Genomic DNA, 16,971 nt, shown 5'->3' with positions numbered 1-16,971 from the left:
CATAGCTGCTCCGCCTTCCGTTTGTGGATAGAGGGGAACGAAACTAGGGTGGTGGATAACATAATATGGAGAATTTCTTGCTTTGGGGCTTTTATATTTTAACCTTTTACGCCTTTCTCCCTGGTTTAATTAGCCGTACTTTTGGATTTCGTGTATTTAAGCGTGGACTTGCCGAACGTGAAATTGCATTGACGTTTGATGATGGTCCCGATCCCATTTACACACCTTTATTATTAGATTTATTGAAGCAATACGATGCAAAAGCGACTTTTTTTGTTGTTGGCATGCATGCGGAACGGCATCCGGAATTGCTTCAAAGAATGCATGCTGAGGGTCACATCATCGGCATACATAATTACGTGCATAAATCCAACTGGTTTATGCGTCCGGGAACTGTAAAACGCCAAATTCATCGCACCTCAGAAATTATTAAGAAGGCGACAGGCGTTCGATCTGCGTATTACAGACCTCCTTGGGGGATTGTGAATTTGTTCGACTTTTCCAACCTTGGGTATTTACAGATTATTCTATGGTCAACTTTATTTGGGGATTGGCGAAAAGGTGTAGGTGTAAAGCGTCTGCAGAAGCGCATGATGAAGAAGCTTCGTCCTGGAGAAGTGCTGCTGCTTCATGATTGTGGCGATACACTGGGAGCTGACCGAGATGCACCGGCTAACATGCTTGGAGCTCTTGAGCCTTTTCTAGCTGAGGGTAAGCGCAGAGGCTTTAAATTCGTACATATCTCAGAAATGCTTGAGATTACGGATCGCAGCAAGACATTAAGGCGCTCACTTGGGTGGATGAAACGGATTGTAATATCCTGCTGGATGGGCTGGGAGCGGATTTTTCATTGGCTCTTTCGGTTACAGCCTGGCGGATTAGATTCTATCTTTCATGTGCGGGTTGTTCCTTACAGGGGAAAGCCGCTCAAGCTTTTGGATGGAAGAACGATTGAAGATAAGGATGACATTATTGAACTTCATCTCGACAACAAGAAGCTGTTCAAAATGATGTCCGAATCACGTTCCATGATGCATGTTGCCATTAAGCTAATCCGAGAAGTGGAAAGGGCAATGCCGAAGCTTGCGGCACTTGTGGCTTCACAGAAGAAGTTTGAGCATGTGCGTGGTTTATATGGAATTTCGATGATCAACAGAGGCGCAGAGCAATTTGGGTTTAGTGTGCTGGATCTACCGCCTGGTTTGTTTGATAAGATGACTCGTATTTATTTGAAGCTTCTGCTGCAAGTGATGCATCCATCAGGGAAGCAAAGAGTAAAGGAACAAGGATCAAGGTTATCACCTCGGATTATTGCTATGTCGATGGAGGAATTTTGGCATCGTTATGGTCCTAATCATTTATTGAATCGACAATGGAGTAAAACCGAAGGATTTGATGGCAAACTTAATTCAGCGAACCGAACTCCCTTGCCACAACCAGCCTACGAAAATCAGAATGCCGCAAGGGAGTTTACTCCTTAGCGGCATTTTTAATGGGCTCTCTAAGTTGTGAGGTCTATTGTTTTTTTTCAACTTGACTCAATATAAGGATGTTGTCTTCCCAATCTACATGCCAACCAAGTAATTCCGTTATAAAGCGAAGAGGTACTTGTGTTTGTTGATTACGAGAACCGATGGGGCTGCCTATTTCCTTTCTTTCTCCGTTCAAGGACATAATGGAGCTTCCTGGCCAGAAAATAGCATGTTGATCTGGAGTGATGACATGGATCGTATGATCAGCCTTTTTATAAACTACGTTTGCGCCGACCGCTTCAGCAAGCGGGCGAAGTGATACATAGAGGCGATTATCAATCAGATTTGTGTTTATCGTAAGCTTAATGGTGTTTTCATTTGTCCACATTATGGGTCCCCGCCTTTCTATGTATAATACCCAAACTTAATAATGTCTGGATGATACGTCGATTAGCAGATTTTGGATCACAAGAACTGCGTGATGCATATGCGCTCGAATCATTGCCATAGGCCTTGCGAGTATCGTCATTGACGGTAAAGGAATGTGTTTTATCGTCCAAGCGGAGAAGTTGCCGGAATTAAAGAACGAGGAAGTCTTTCAAGTATGGCTGTTAAAAGGAGATCAACCGGTCAATTCAGGGACCTTTGTAACAAAGGACGGCAAAGGAGCGCTTTATTATACCTTTTCAGCTGATGAATTTGATTCGATTGCGATTACGCAAGAAACTGATGCACATGGATAGACAACTAGAGGAAATGTTGTATTAGCGGCTAAACTTACTCCTTCTGCTGGTGGAGAAAGTAGTTCGGGGTCCTAAACGGGAAAGAAAGCTGGAGGTTAGCTGTTTGGTGGTTTAATGAATGGAAGAGGGCAGAAGAGCGCTGAATAGCTGCTTTTCTGCCCTCTTGTTGGTTGTAGACACACAAAAACTGCTGGACCGCGAGTCGTGGTCCAGCAGTTTATTCAGGAATAAATAAATGCCGGTGTAATTAATTAAATTTCAGTACGCCGCCCGTACTGGCATTTGTAACGAGATAGGAATAACGAGCAAGATAGCCTTTTTTGATCTTAGGCTCAAAGCCCTTCCAGTTTGCTTTACGTGCAGCAAATTCCTCATCACTGATAAGCAGGTTCATCTCACGGTTGTCTAGGTCAAGCTCAACCAGATCGCCATCTTCCACGAATGCGATCGGTCCGCCTTCAGCAGCTTCCGGAGATACGTGACCGATACTGATACCGCGTGATGCGCCAGAGAAACGGCCGTCCGTTACGAGACCAACCTTAGCGCCAAGTCCCATACCGACGATTTGTGAGGTTGGAGCAAGCATTTCAGGCATGCCAGGACCGCCTTTAGGTCCTTCATAACGAATGACAACAACATGTCCTTCTTTAACTTTGCCATTAGCGATACCGGCTAATGCTTCATCTTGTGAATCGAAGCAGATTGCTGGGCCTTTATGGTAGCCATTAACGGATTTATCAACGGCTCCTACTTTAATAATTGCGCCTTCAGGAGCAAGATTCCCGAACAATACGGCTAATCCACCGCGTTGGCTATGAGGATTATCAATTGTGTGCAGGACATTGGTATCAGTGATTTCATGTCCAGCTACATTTTCACGAAGGGTTTTACCCGTAACAGTAAGCACCTCGCCATGCAGTGCACCTTCTTTTTTGAATAATTCATTAAGAATTGCGCTAACTCCGCCGGCATTATGCACATCTTCGATATGGAAGTCGGAAGCGGGTGCGATTTTTGCAAGATGCGGTACGCGAGCAGCAATTTCATTGATACGTGAAATTGGGTATTCAATACCTGCTTCATGTGCGATCGCAAGTGTATGCAATACAGTGTTAGTAGAACCACCCATTGCCATATCAAGGGCAAACGCGTTATCGATTGAATCTTTTGTCACGATATCACGCGGCTTAAGATCAAGCTCAATCAGCTTCATTAGCTGACGAGCAGCTTGCTTGACGAACTCTTTACGTTCAGGCGAAACGGCAAGAATAGTACCGTTACCTGGAAGTGCAAGGCCAAGACCTTCAGCAAGGCAGTTCATCGAGTTCGCGGTAAACATACCGGAGCACGAACCACAGGTCGGACATCCATACTGTTCAAGCTCTGTTAAGCTTGCTTCGTCGATTTTACCAGCTTGGAAAGCGCCAACGCCTTCGAAAACGCTGGAAAGTGAGATCGGACGACCATCGGCTGTTTTACCGGCTTTCATAGGACCGCCACTTACGAGCATTGTTGGAATGTTGACACGAAGAGCACCCATAATCATTCCTGGTGTGATTTTGTCACAGTTAGGAATACAAACCATTCCATCGAACCAGTGAGCATTAACAACCGTTTCAACGGAATCAGCAATAATCTCACGGCTTGCTAGCGAATAGCGCATACCGATATGACCCATTGCAATACCATCATCTACACCAATCGTATTGAATTCAAAGGGCACGCCGCCAGCTTCGCGGATTGCTTCTTTTACTAGTTTACCAAATTCCTGTAAATGCATATGACCAGGAATAATATCAATATACGAGTTACAAACCGCAATAAATGGTTTGTTGAAATCTTCTTCTTTTACTCCAGCGGCACGCAGCAAGCTGCGGTGTGGCGCGCGGTCGAATCCTTTTTTAATCATGTCTGAACGCATTTTAGTTGACGCCATTTAGGTCCCTCCCAAAGTAAGATCAATACCTTTGAGTCTATCACAACGGACATTGAAAAACTAGTATAAACGGCCATAGGAGCTTCGGGAATGAGAGGAAGAAGACTTTACTTTGCCTATCAGCTAATCAACTGGATCACCTGTTTAATAGCTAGTGTTAGTTTATGTCAATAAGCATAACATGCAATTATTTATGTCATTAAATCTAACAGGGGATAATTCACTTAACGAACAGCACTGTCCCCCTCTGGCTTCAACCCGATTTTCACCATAATTGCTGATGATGTAGGGTTTTAGTCATAGCAGCTGCCCATATATTATTGAGTTTTAGCTCATCAAACCCGAATTAATCCACTCGCCGTGCCGGTTCGCTTGCATACCCTTGCTCCCAGTAGGGGACACCAAGCCATTAGGTGAGTTCGCCCCTTCGATGCTCAGAGAGATTTAAGCTTATACAGCCGAGAAGAAGCTTGCTATTCTTACTAATAATTGCGAAAGTATAACCATAACCTTTGTTCGCGGCATCTCGTCGAAAGTCGATCCAGCCCCTCAGCTGCACCGTCCGTATAAGATGAGGGGTGGGATAGAGTAGTTTTTGCTACCGTGTGGTCATTGGCCGACATTTGTACAGATGCTGCACCATCATTTGCAAATGGACGCAGCTCTTTAGTCGTTCTGTTTCAAAAATAAGCTTCAAAGCTCCCGCCCCGGTTTCATAATGTTTTACGATTACTTATTAGAATAAGAGCGGCTTAAGCTGATTAGGAAATCATTAATAAACACATGATTTGTTTTATTCCTAAATACTTTACAAGTAAAACATTATCGATTAAGCTAGGTTTAGAGAAAGTAATCAAGGAGGTTTCATGCTATGGATGTACAACGTCAACAAGATTTCGCTCAACTCGAGCATACGTTCGCACAGGTTAAACGCCGTATGGATGCGGAGTGGGCAAGAGAGAAAGATATAGGTATTAATGCCATGCAGGCAAGAATTCTGGTTAGATTATTCGAGGAAGGCCCTCAAAAAGCCTCAGCAATTGCTGAGAAACTACAAATTACAGCAGGTGCTATAACAGGGATTGCTGATAAGCTTATTGATTTACAATATCTTGAGCGTGAGCGGGATGTCGAAGACCGCCGTGTCGTCTATTTGGTTCTTACTGACATTGGGCAGAAGCTGGTAGAGCGTCTTAAAGTGAAAAGAACCGCCATCATGGAAATGATGTTTACTGGGCTATCGTCTGATGATATAAGAGAATTAACGAGACTTTTCAATCAAGTCATTTCCAATATGGATGCAGTGAAAGAGAAAGATTAACTATTTTATTCAGAATTGTTCACTGTTAGAAAACATTCTGACTTTTTGAGGACAAGTCATTCATTTATCATAGGATAGTTATAGTCATCTATCTTTGAGGATTGAAGCTGCTGCACAAATGAAGCCCTATCTTAAGATGACGACGTCATCCAAGACAGGGCTTCATTGGGTTTATTACATAGCAATCGGCTTGCGAGCGGAAAGTAAGGTTTTTATCTGGTTCTGTCTCCATTTGGAGACAGGTACCTGTTTGGTTTCAGATCCGAGCTGATCAAAGCTAATTCTACCGTCAGCGAAGGACATGATTTTTGTTGCATTGACATAACAGCTTCCGCTTACCTTGATAAACTGACCACTCTTGATGTACGCCTTTAACTGCTCGTCAGATAAGCTTTTCTTAATATTATAGTTCCTACCGTGAAAGCTTATCAGGCCTAATGCACCGACTTTAAAGTAAAAAATATCCTTCTCCACCTCAAAGTTTTCGTACAAGTTCCGAACCTCTCCCGTTGCAACATTCATCATGTAATGATCCCCCTCAATAAAGATGAAATTGTTAGCGCTTTCATTCTAGCACAAATAGAAGGGGATTGAAACGGGGGGAAACAAATATTTATAAGCAAATTTTCAGTGCTTGTTTATTGTGAGCAGAGTGAAGCTGAACAAATTATTAATTCTTTATAGTGACTTAAAACTTATCTACATTATAGTACTCTTCTAAAGATCAATATTTAATCCTGCAAATGGCCTAACACACAGCTGTTGCACATTACCTTGAATGACAACTGGCATAAGCATAAACATTCCTCTGGAATCCGAGGTGCTGATTCGAAAGATATTTACATATTGAATAAAGAAACTCTCGATGATGAGCAATTTATCTATTCCATTCAGAGAAAGTATTTGAGTTGATCCAACAGTAATGTATTATTTTAACAGTTGCATAATTAAAATCAACATGATATATTGTAAATCCGCCGCAAGAACAAGCGAATATATGATACAACAGCGACGGAATATTAAGATTCACACAAAAAAATAATTTGCATTTGGTATTAGAAATATGCTACAATGTAATTCCGGTTGTGAAACCGACAAAGTATTTGTTCTTTGAAAACTGAACAATGAGCGACCTGTCATAAAGGTTTTAAAAGCTAGCAAAAGCTTGAGCAATTAAGCTTCTGTAACGCTGAAATCCTTCGGGATGGAAGCACTGGAGTTTCAGTCACCTCGGTGACGAAGAACTTCTATTATGGAGAGTTTGATCCTGGCTCAGGACGAACGCTGGCGGCGTGCCTAATACATGCAAGTCGAGCGGATTTAAGAGGAAGCTTGCTTCCGATTAAATTAGCGGCGGACGGGTGAGTAACACGTAGGCAACCTGCCTACAAGATCGGGATAACATTCGGAAACGAATGCTAATACCGGATACACAATTTGGCTGCATGGCCGAATTGGGAAAGGCGGAGCAATCTGCCGCTTGTAGATGGGCCTGCGGCGCATTAGCTAGTTGGTGAGGTAACGGCTCACCAAGGCGACGATGCGTAGCCGACCTGAGAGGGTGATCGGCCACACTGGGACTGAGACACGGCCCAGACTCCTACGGGAGGCAGCAGTAGGGAATCTTCCGCAATGGACGAAAGTCTGACGGAGCAACGCCGCGTGAGTGATGAAGGTTCTCGGATCGTAAAGCTCTGTTGCCAGGGAAGAACAGCGAGGAGAGTAACTGCTCCTCGTGTGACGGTACCTGAGAAGAAAGCCCCGGCTAACTACGTGCCAGCAGCCGCGGTAATACGTAGGGGGCAAGCGTTGTCCGGAATTATTGGGCGTAAAGCGCGCGCAGGCGGCCTTGTAAGTCTAGTGTTTAATCTCGGAGCTCAACTCCGATTCGCACTGGAAACTGCAAAGCTTGAGTACAGAAGAGGAAAGTGGAATTCCACGTGTAGCGGTGAAATGCGTAGAGATGTGGAGGAACACCAGTGGCGAAGGCGACTTTCTGGGCTGTAACTGACGCTGAGGCGCGAAAGCGTGGGGAGCAAACAGGATTAGATACCCTGGTAGTCCACGCCGTAAACGATGAATGCTAGGTGTTAGGGGTTTCAATACCCTTGGTGCCGAAGTTAACACATTAAGCATTCCGCCTGGGGAGTACGCTCGCAAGAGTGAAACTCAAAGGAATTGACGGGGACCCGCACAAGCAGTGGAGTATGTGGTTTAATTCGAAGCAACGCGAAGAACCTTACCAGCTCTTGACATCCCGATGTAAGCATTAGAGATAGTGCCCCTCTTCGGAGCATCGGAGACAGGTGGTGCATGGTTGTCGTCAGCTCGTGTCGTGAGATGTTGGGTTAAGTCCCGCAACGAGCGCAACCCTTGATCTTAGTTGCCAGCAGGTTAAGCTGGGCACTCTAAGGTGACTGCCGGTGACAAACCGGAGGAAGGTGGGGATGACGTCAAATCATCATGCCCCTTATGAGCTGGGCTACACACGTACTACAATGGCCGGTACAACGGGCAGCGATACCGCGAGGTGGAGCGAATCCTTAAAAGCCGGTCTCAGTTCGGATTGCAGGCTGCAACTCGCCTGCATGAAGTCGGAATTGCTAGTAATCGCGGATCAGCATGCCGCGGTGAATACGTTCCCGGGTCTTGTACACACCGCCCGTCACACCACGAGAGTTTACAACACCCGAAGTCGGTGGGGTAACCCGCAAGGGAGCCAGCCGCCGAAGGTGGGGTAGATGATTGGGGTGAAGTCGTAACAAGGTAGCCGTATCGGAAGGTGCGGCTGGATCACCTCCTTTCTAAGGAATTACCTAGCCCCGTAGAGGGTTAGATACTTGACAGGTATCGCTCATGTTCAGTTTTGAAAGAGCAAGTCTCTTTCTGTTGTTTGACAGATGTCACTTTGCTGAAGCGATTCAGGAAGGGAATCATCCGCAAACATCCGTTTGGTGGCGATGGCGGAGGGGAACCACACGTTCCCATCTCGAACACGACCGTTAAGCCCTCCAGCGCCGATGGTACTTGGACCGCAGGGTCCTGGGAGAGTAGGACGTCGCCAAGCGGTGCGAAAGCACTATATCTATCTTCTTGTTCAGACACAATTGGATTCTCAATTGTAATCTTTACAGGTGATTGCACCTTGAAAACTGGATATGAAATTTGCGAAATAAACTCTTAGCTGAGTTAACTAGCAATAAGTACTTGTAGTTGGTTTTGAACTTAAAACTTCGTTTTGAGTGACATTCAAACTAACAATGTTTATTGCAGCGTAGGTTTTGAGCGTTTGAGCGACTTTGGTACGCAGTACCACGGGAGCACAAAGGCCAAAACCGGAGCATTTGGTTAAGCTAATAAGAGCGCACGGAGGATGCCTAGGCGCTAGGAGCCGATGAAGGACGTGGCGAACAACGAAATGCCTCGGGGAGCCGTAAGCAGGCTTTGATCCGGGGATGTCCGAATGGGGAAACCCAGCTGTGGTAATGCACAGTTACTTATCACTGAATACATAGGTGATACAGAGGCATACCAGGGGAACTGAAACATCTAAGTACCCTGAGGAAGAGAAAACAATAGTGATTCCGTCAGTAGCGGCGAGCGAACGCGGATTAGCCCAAACCAAGGAGCTTGCTCCTTGGGGTTGTGGGACGTCTCACGTGGAGTTACAAAGGTGCCGGTTAAACGAAGAGGTCTGGAAAGGCCCGCCAAAGAAGGTAAAAGCCCTGTAGTTGAAAGTCGACACTCTCCGAGACGGATCCCGAGTACCGCGAGACACGTGAAACCTCGTGGGAATCCGGCAGGACCATCTGCCAAGGCTAAATACTCCCTAGCGACCGATAGTGAAGCAGTACCGTGAGGGAAAGGTGAAAAGCACCGCGGAAGCGGAGTGAAAAAGAACCTGAAACCGTGCGCTTACAAAAAGTCAGAGCCCGTTATAGGGGTGATGGCGTGCCTTTTGTAGAATGAACCGGCGAGTTACGTTCCCATGCAAGGTTAAGGTGAAGAGCCGGAGCCGCAGCGAAAGCGAGTCTGAATAGGGCGACATAGTATGTGGACGTAGACCCGAAACCGTGTGATCTACCCCTGTCCAGGGTGAAGGTGCGGTAACACGCACTGGAGGCCCGAACCCACGCATGTTGAAAAATGCGGGGATGAGGTGGGGGTAGCGGAGAAATTCCAATCGAACTCGGAGATAGCTGGTTCTCCCCGAAATAGCTTTAGGGCTAGCCTCGGAATTTAGAGTCATGGAGGTAGAGCACTGATTGGGTGCGGGGCCCGCCAAGGGTTACCAAGTCCAGCCAAACTCCGAATGCCATGTACTTATATCCGGGAGTCAGACAGTGAGTGCTAAGATCCATTGTCAAGAGGGAAACAGCCCAGACCATCAGCTAAGGTCCCCAAGTGTGTGTTAAGTGGGAAAGGATGTGGAGTTGCACAGACAACCAGGATGTTGGCTTAGAAGCAGCCACCATTTAAAGAGTGCGTAATAGCTCACTGGTCGAGTGACTCTGCGCCGAAAATGTAACGGGGCTAAACACACCACCGAAGCTATGGATTGATACCTTTGGTATCAGTGGTAGGGGAGCGTTGAATGTACGTTGAAGTCAGACCGTAAGGACTGGTGGAGCGCATTCAAGTGAGAATGCCGGTATGAGTAACGAAAAGACAAGTGAGAATCTTGTCCGCCGAAAGCCTAAGGGTTCCTGAGGAAGGCTCGTCCGCTCAGGGTAAGTCGGGACCTAAGGCGAGGCCGAAAGGCGTAGTCGAAGGACAACAGGTTGATATTCCTGTACCACCGTAAGCCGTTATGAGCAATGGGGTGACGCAGAAGGATAGTGACGCGAGCTGATGGAATAGCTCGTCCAAGCAGTAAGGCTTGTGTGTAGGCAAATCCGCACACTACAAGGCTGAGCTGTGATGGGGAGGGAAAATTATAGTACCGAAGGTCATGTGTTCCCGCTGCCAAGAAAAGCCTCTAGCCAGGTGAAGGTGCCCGTACCGCAAACCGACACAGGTAGGCGAGCAGAGTATGCTAAGGCGCTCGGAAGAACTCTCGTTAAGGAACTCGGCAAAATGACCTCGTAACTTCGGGAGAAGAGGTGCCTCGGTAGGGTGAATAGCCCGAGGGGGCCGCAGTGAAAAGGCCCAAGCGACTGTTTAGCAAAAACACAGGTCTGTGCGAAGCCGTAAGGCGAAGTATACGGGCTGACGCCTGCCCGGTGCTGGAAGGTTAAGGGGAGTGGTTAGCCGCAAGGCGAAGCTATGAACTGAAGCCCCAGTAAACGGCGGCCGTAACTATAACGGTCCTAAGGTAGCGAAATTCCTTGTCAGGTAAATTCTGACCCGCACGAATGGCGTAACGACTTGGGCGCTGTCTCAACGAGAGATCCGGTGAAATTTTAATACCTGTGAAGATGCAGGTTACCCGCGACAAGACGGAAAGACCCCATGGAGCTTTACTGCAGCTTGATATTGGACTTTGGTACGATCTGTACAGGATAGGTGGGAGCCTAAGAAACCGGAGCGCCAGCTTCGGTGGAGGCACCGTTGGGATACCACCCTGATCGTATCGGAGTTCTAACCTGGTACCGTAATCCGGTACAGGGACCGTGTCAGGTGGGCAGTTTGACTGGGGCGGTCGCCTCCTAAAGAGTAACGGAGGCGCCCAAAGGTTCCCTCAGAATGGTTGGAAATCATTCGTAGCGTGTAAAGGCATAAGGGAGCTTGACTGCGAGACCTACAAGTCGAGCAGGGACGAAAGTCGGGCTTAGTGATCCGGTGGTACCGCATGGAAGGGCCATCGCTCAACGGATAAAAGCTACCCTGGGGATAACAGGCTTATCTCCCCCAAGAGTCCACATCGACGGGGAGGTTTGGCACCTCGATGTCGGCTCATCGCATCCTGGGGCTGAAGTAGGTCCCAAGGGTTGGGCTGTTCGCCCATTAAAGCGGTACGCGAGCTGGGTTCAGAACGTCGTGAGACAGTTCGGTCCCTATCTGTCGTGGGCGCAGGAAATTTGAGAGGAGCTGTCCTTAGTACGAGAGGACCGGGATGGACGCACCGCTGGTGTACCAGTTGTTCCGCCAGGAGCATAGCTGGGTAGCTACGTGCGGACGGGATAAGCGCTGAAAGCATCTAAGCGTGAAGCCCCCCTCAAGATGAGATTTCCCAATTCGTAAGACCCCTAGAAGACGACTAGGTTGATAGGTTCGAGGTGGAAGTGCAGCAATGCATGCAGCTGACGAATACTAATCGGTCGAGGGCTTATCCTACCGCTTCTCACCTCAGGTGAGAGCAAGGCTTCGGGACTTACGTGTAACAGGTAACATAGGCTAAGACAACATTTCGCAAATGTTCGTATCCAGTTTTCAGGGCGTAAGCTCTGTACACCGATTCTTGAGTAATCAAGATCACGTTTGGTGGCGATGGCGAAGGGGACCCACGCGTTCCCATCTCGAACACGACCGTTAAGCCCTTCAGCGCCGATGGTACTTGGACCGCAGGGTCCTGGGAGAGTAGGACGTCGCCAAGCACGATCAACCGACTGCAGTCATGCAGTCGGTTTTTTGTTGTTTCTTTGATTTATCCCTCCTTTGATTTACCCCTCCTTTGATTCATTCTCATTCCTCATTAGTCATTCCTCTGTAATTGCTTGTATCTTGCCGGTGTAATCCCTGTGGCTTTCTTAAACATTCTGTAGAAGTGAGGTAGACTTTCAAATCCACTTTTCTCTGCTATATAACTAATATTATCATCGGTCTGGAGTAAAAGTTCCTTCGCGAATACAATCCTTTTGGCAGTAACGTAGTCTGTAACATTCATAGCTGTTAGCTGCTTGAAGACCCTAGAGAAGTGTGCAGGACTGATAGAAACATTTTGGGAAAGGGCTGACAAGCTTAATTCACCATCGAGGTGCAGGTCAATATAGTTCAATATTTTTCGCATCCATCTTGGTTCTACACTGGAATCGCCCTTATTTCGAGTTGGCTCCGGTATGATCAATCGATTTAGGACAAGTAATAGTTGCTGTAAATGATATATAACCGCTTGTCGATAACCAAGAAATTGTTGTTTCTGCTCATCGTTAATCACCTCTAATAACTTTTCAATTCGGATGCGCTCCTGCTCTTGAATTTCAAGCTTATAGCTCTTAATCTTCTTGGCATGCTCAAAGCAACGAAGGTTTGAGTAGGCATCACCGAGGTCAAAATGCTGCAGCATTATGGGCATAAAAAACAATGCAGTGGAAGTAACGGGATCTATTGATTCTGGAAAGGCTCTATGAATTGTATTTCCTGGTATGAGGAATACATCGCCGGCTTTCATATCGTAGAAGGTCTGATCAATGAAAAATATGCCCTTACCTTTATAGACATAAACGATCTCGTACCAATCATGGAGATGATCGGGCAGTTCATCCTGTGGACTTTTTCTATCCTTATATACCAGATCAAAGGGAAATTGCTTATCGGTGGTGAATTGTTTTCGAAACGGATTTATACTTTCTCACCTCTATCTTCTTCTATAGGAATAACATATCAAAAAAGAGTACATTTAAGCAATTATAAGATATTTTATATATTTTCTGTATTGTTATAATACATATAGACAGTGAATAAGGAGTGATCGTCAAGTATGCGAATTGATGCCCATCAACACTATTGGAAGATCGATCGAGGTGATTATGATTGGTTAACCCCTGAGCTTCCACAACTTTATCGCGACTTTTTGCCTCATGATCTGCTTCCACATTTGAAGGAGCAAATGGTGGATGGCACGATTGTAGTTCAGGCTGCACAGACGCTAGAGGAAACGGATTATTTGCTGAAATTAGCAGAAACGACGGATTCGATCTTAGGTGTTGTTGGTTGGCTTGACTTGAATGCTCCAGATTATGCTCAGCATTATGAGCGTTTCCAGGCTCATCCTAAGTTTCTTGGATTCCGTGTAATGATTCAAGAAATGACGAATGCGAGTGCGATCTTAGAGCCGCATTTTGTTGATGCTTTAAAATGGTTTGCGCAGAGAGAGGTACCTATTGATTTATTGGTTATATCCCATCAATTAGAGTTTCTTGTTGAGTTATTAAAAGAAGTACCAGACTTACGTGGGGTCATTGATCATATTGCCAAGCCTCGTATTGCTGATGCAGTAATAGAGCCATGGGCCAGCCAAATGAAAGAGATTGCAAAGCATCCCAATTTGTATTGCAAGCTATCGGGTATGGTGACGGAGGCTGACCATAAAGAGTGGAAGCTGAGCGACTTTACTTCTTATATTCGTCTTGTGCTTGAAGCGTTTGGTCCGAATAGAGTTATGTTTGGCAGTGATTGGCCTGTCTGTCTACTTGCGGCAAGCTATGATGAGGTTGTGAATGTGTTAGTTGCAGCGATACCTGATAGCTGGACGGACCAAGATAAAGAGAGACTCTTTGGTTTAAATGCAAAGGCGTTTTATAAATGTTGAACCTGTTGAGTCGAGCTGTTCTGAATAAGCAAGGGCAGCAAGAAAACGATGATTTCAACGCTAGTCCCATCACGATTTTACAAATTGGGGAAGGGAATTTCATTCGCGGATTTTTTGACTGGATGATTAATGAATGTCATAAACAGGGTTTATATGATGGACGTATCTCGGTCATGCAGCCTCGTCCCTCAGGAGCAGCGAATATAGCAAAGCTTAAGGAGCAGGATGGTCTGTTCACATTGGTTATTCGAGGTTTGGAGGACGGAGAACCAGTTGAGAGGGATGAAATTGTAAACGTATTCGCGGAGATTTTTGATCCTTATTCAGACTGGGATGCTTTTTTGGCTCTCGCAGTTAGTAGGGATTTGCAATTCGTGGTATCTAATACGACCGAAGCAGGATTGGTCTATCAGCCTGAGGCGTACGTTGAGAAGCAGCCCATTTTGTCTTTTTCGGGTAAAATGACTCTATTATTATACGAGCGGTATAAAGCGTTTGAAGGTGCAGATGACCTTGGATTGATTTTTCTACCCTGTGAGTTATTAGAAAATAATGGAGATAGACTTCGAGATTGCGTGCTGCGTTTTGCAGAAGATTGGGGACTTCCGACGGCATTTATGGCATGGATCGTAGAGCATAATCGTTTTATGAACTCACTCGTGGATCGTATTGTTACAGGATATCCGGGAGATGAGCAGGCCGGTGAATGGTTTGATAAATGGGGTTATACAGATAAAATGCTTAGTACAGCAGAGCTTTATCATCTATGGGCGATTGAGGGAGAGTCAGAATTAGAGCAAAAGCTGCCATTGAAACAAGCCGGCCTTAATGTTCATTGGGTCCAAGATTTGAAACCTTTTCAGTTGAGGAAGGTAAGGATTTTGAATGGAGCCCATACCTTGATGACTCCGCTTGGAATCTTGCATGGTGTTAGTTATGTGCGGGAATTGATGGAGCATCCTGATTTAGGAATATTCATTCGGGAAGCAGTGGAGAACGAAATTCTTCCTACGCTTCCATACGGGGTGGAGGAGATGAAGGATTATGCGAATACCGTGTTCGAACGGTATCTGAATCCGTTCATCTTGCATCGTCTATCGGACATTGCAATGAACAGCATCAGTAAATTCAAAGCTAGGCTGCTGCCTACTTTGGCTTATTATCGGGATAACAGTTTACCGCTGCCGGAAAGGCTTGTTCATGGATTCGCTGGACTCCTTCGCTACTACAAGGTGAAGCAAAACGTTGACGGTGATGGCTATGAAGGTATGACATTCGGTGGTTCGTCCTATAAGGTGCGAGATGATGTAAAGGTATTGGAGCAGTTGGCGTCCATTTGGTTGGAAGCTGAGCGTGGGGAGTATCAAACGATTCATACAGTAAAGCTCTTGCTGGGACTTACCGAGCTATGGGGTGATGATCTATCGTTATGGCCTGAGCTGGCCGAATCGATTAATGTCCAATTGATGGGATTGGAGAATGATAACGTATGAATAGTTGGATCAGACTCGCTGAGAAAGACCATGTCATTGTTGCTTTGAAAGAGATTTCCAAAGGGGAGACTCTTCTTCTTGAGAAGAATGAAGAGCTCATCGTTGTTGATGATGTACCCGAAGGTCATAAAATAGTGACATGCCCTATCCGCAAAGGAGAGGATGTGTTGAAGTTCGGCTACTCTATTGGCATAGCCAAAGAAGATCTTATTGCTGGAAGCTGGGTGCATACGCATAATCTCGAAACGGGATTGAAAGGTTTTTTGGAATACACCTATGAATCGGTAGCGCTGCAGCATTCGGTCAATGCTCAATCGGAGCAGATGTTTCAAGGCTTTGTTCGTCGTAATGGAGATGTCGGTATACGCAACGAAATATGGATCATTAACACGGTGGGCTGTATTAACAAAACATGTGAGACAATTGCCAAGCGAGCAGATTCACTGCATGGCAGCCGCATTGATGGCGTATATCATTTCGCTCATCCTTTCGGATGCTCGCAATTGGGGGATGACTTGAAGCACACTCAAAAGCTGCTAGCATCCCTAGTCAATCATCCAAATGCAGCTGGTGTACTCGTTGTTGGTCTCGGCTGTGAGAATAACCAGATCGATTCTTTCAAGCAAGCCATCGGTGCCTATGATCCTAGTCGGGTGAAGTTTATGAAATCGCAAGAGGTTGAAGATGAGCTTGAGATCGGGTTAGAGCTGGTTGAAGAGCTTGTAGAAAATGCGGCGCAACATGTAAGAGAACCAGTACCGGTGTCGAAGCTTAAGATCGGGCTGAAATGCGGAGGCTCTGATGGATTGTCAGGCGTTACAGCAAATCCGCTTGTGGGAAGCGTCTCAGATCGGCTTATTGAAGCAGGTGGGACAGCCATTCTCACTGAGGTGCCAGAGTTGTTTGGTGCTGAGACGATACTGATGAGCCGGGCTGCAGATGAACAGGTTTTTGATGGAATCGTTGCATTAATTAATAACTTTAAGCAGTACTTCATCAGGCATAATCAGGAGATTTATGAGAATCCATCCCCAGGCAACAAAGCTGGGGGCATTAGCACACTGGAGGAGAAGTCACTTGGCTGCACACAGAAGGGTGGTCAAGCGATTGTCACGGATGTCATTGCTTATGGGGAACGAGTAACCAAGGCAGGCCTGAATCTGCTTGAAGCACCAGGTAATGATCTTGTCTCGGTTACTGCGCTTTCCGCAAGCGGGGCACATATTGTTCTGTTCACGACAGGCCGAGGCACACCTTTTGGTGGGCCGGTTCCAACCGTGAAGATTGCTACGAACAATGGATTAGCCGAGCGGAAAAAGAATTGGATTGATTTTAATGCGGGACAATTGCTGGGGAATAAAAGCATGAACGAGCTAACAGATGAGATTTGGACGCAAATCTTAAGTATTGCATCGGGAGAATCGCAGACGAAGAACGAGAAGAATGGATTTCGCGAGATTGCTATCTTTAAAGATGGCGTAATTATGTGATTCTATAAGAGAGGGGCGGTAGAGATGCAATACGGATATGATGAGT

Annotated in this window: 10 protein-coding genes and 4 rRNA genes; 10 read left to right on the top strand and 4 right to left on the bottom strand. The window is 46.1% G+C overall.

The window, feature by feature from the left end:
• The first annotated feature begins 65 nt into the window (after nucleotides 1-65).
• Nucleotides 66-1,481 carry a polysaccharide deacetylase family protein gene (locus EKN16_RS13685; protein ID WP_125657940.1) on the top strand — a complete coding sequence of 472 codons (1,416 nt, stop codon included), beginning with the start codon at nucleotides 66-68 and terminating at the stop codon, nucleotides 1,479-1,481.
• A gap of 34 nt (nucleotides 1,482-1,515) precedes the next feature.
• On the opposite strand, the gene EKN16_RS13680 is transcribed toward EKN16_RS13685, so the two are convergent.
• A complete protein-coding gene (locus EKN16_RS13680) occupies nucleotides 1,516-1,860 on the bottom strand; it encodes a copper amine oxidase N-terminal domain-containing protein (protein ID WP_125657937.1) in 345 nt (114 codons plus the stop codon).
• A 97-nt stretch (nucleotides 1,861-1,957) separates the two neighbouring features.
• Between EKN16_RS13680 and EKN16_RS13675 the strand changes: the two genes are divergently transcribed.
• Nucleotides 1,958-2,215: an anti-sigma factor domain-containing protein gene (locus tag EKN16_RS13675; RefSeq protein ID WP_311547325.1), complete on the top strand. Its 258-nt coding sequence runs from the start codon at nucleotides 1,958-1,960 to the stop codon at nucleotides 2,213-2,215.
• Nucleotides 2,216-2,462: 247 nt separating this feature from the next.
• Here the strand turns inward: EKN16_RS13675 and ilvD are convergent, their stop codons facing one another.
• On the bottom strand, nucleotides 2,463-4,151 hold the full coding sequence (gene ilvD / locus EKN16_RS13670; protein ID WP_125657931.1) for a dihydroxy-acid dehydratase: 1,689 nt from the start codon (nucleotides 4,149-4,151) through the stop codon (nucleotides 2,463-2,465).
• Between the two features lie 871 nt (nucleotides 4,152-5,022).
• On the opposite strand from ilvD, the gene EKN16_RS13665 reads away from it, so the two are divergent.
• Nucleotides 5,023-5,472, top strand: coding sequence for a MarR family winged helix-turn-helix transcriptional regulator (locus EKN16_RS13665; protein ID WP_125657928.1), 450 nt, complete (start codon nucleotides 5,023-5,025; stop codon nucleotides 5,470-5,472).
• A 174-nt stretch (nucleotides 5,473-5,646) separates the two neighbouring features.
• Here EKN16_RS13665 and EKN16_RS13660 read toward each other — a convergent pair whose 3' ends face one another.
• The gene (locus EKN16_RS13660) at nucleotides 5,647-5,997 is read right to left on the bottom strand and encodes a hypothetical protein (RefSeq protein WP_125657925.1); all 351 of its coding nucleotides are present in this window, start codon (nucleotides 5,995-5,997) and stop codon (nucleotides 5,647-5,649) included.
• Nucleotides 5,998-6,721: 724 nt separating this feature from the next.
• On the opposite strand from EKN16_RS13660, the gene EKN16_RS13655 reads away from it, so the two are divergent.
• The 4 genes from EKN16_RS13655 (at nucleotide 6,722) to rrf (EKN16_RS13640) (ending at nucleotide 12,008) form a co-directional block, all read left to right on the top strand.
• Nucleotides 6,722-8,276, top strand: a 16S ribosomal RNA gene (locus tag EKN16_RS13655).
• A 146-nt stretch (nucleotides 8,277-8,422) separates the two neighbouring features.
• A 5S ribosomal RNA gene (rrf, locus tag EKN16_RS13650) occupies nucleotides 8,423-8,539 on the top strand.
• Between the two features lie 279 nt (nucleotides 8,540-8,818).
• A 23S ribosomal RNA gene (locus EKN16_RS13645) occupies nucleotides 8,819-11,748 on the top strand.
• A 143-nt stretch (nucleotides 11,749-11,891) separates the two neighbouring features.
• Nucleotides 11,892-12,008 (top strand): 5S ribosomal RNA (gene rrf, locus EKN16_RS13640).
• Together the 16S, 23S and 5S rRNA genes form the textbook arrangement of a ribosomal RNA operon.
• 98 nt (nucleotides 12,009-12,106) lie before the next feature.
• Here the strand turns inward: rrf (EKN16_RS13640) and EKN16_RS32705 are convergent.
• Nucleotides 12,107-12,925: a helix-turn-helix domain-containing protein gene (locus EKN16_RS32705; protein ID WP_260182647.1), complete on the bottom strand. Its 819-nt coding sequence runs from the start codon at nucleotides 12,923-12,925 to the stop codon at nucleotides 12,107-12,109.
• A gap of 186 nt (nucleotides 12,926-13,111) precedes the next feature.
• Between EKN16_RS32705 and EKN16_RS13630 the strand changes: the two genes are divergently transcribed.
• From EKN16_RS13630 to EKN16_RS13620, 3 genes are read left to right on the top strand one after another with little or no spacing between them, the layout of a single operon-like run.
• Nucleotides 13,112-13,942, top strand: a complete 831-nt coding sequence (locus EKN16_RS13630; protein WP_125657922.1) for an amidohydrolase family protein — start codon at nucleotides 13,112-13,114, stop codon at nucleotides 13,940-13,942.
• Nucleotides 13,936-15,435 (top strand): tagaturonate reductase, encoded by a 1,500-nt coding sequence (locus EKN16_RS13625; protein WP_125657920.1) that lies wholly within the window; start codon nucleotides 13,936-13,938, stop codon nucleotides 15,433-15,435. Before EKN16_RS13630 ends, EKN16_RS13625 begins: the two co-directional genes overlap by 7 nt.
• Nucleotides 15,432-16,925, top strand: a complete 1,494-nt coding sequence (locus tag EKN16_RS13620; protein WP_125657917.1) for a UxaA family hydrolase — start codon at nucleotides 15,432-15,434, stop codon at nucleotides 16,923-16,925. Before EKN16_RS13625 ends, EKN16_RS13620 begins: the two co-directional genes overlap by 4 nt.
• Nucleotides 16,926-16,971: the final 46 nt, after the last annotated feature.

This window comes from Paenibacillus baekrokdamisoli (assembly GCF_003945345.1).
GTDB lineage: Bacteria > Bacillota > Bacilli > Paenibacillales > Paenibacillaceae > Paenibacillus_Z > Paenibacillus_Z baekrokdamisoli.
The sequence above is the reverse complement of the archived record's forward strand: the minus strand, read 5'-3'. Positions and strand labels throughout refer to the sequence as shown.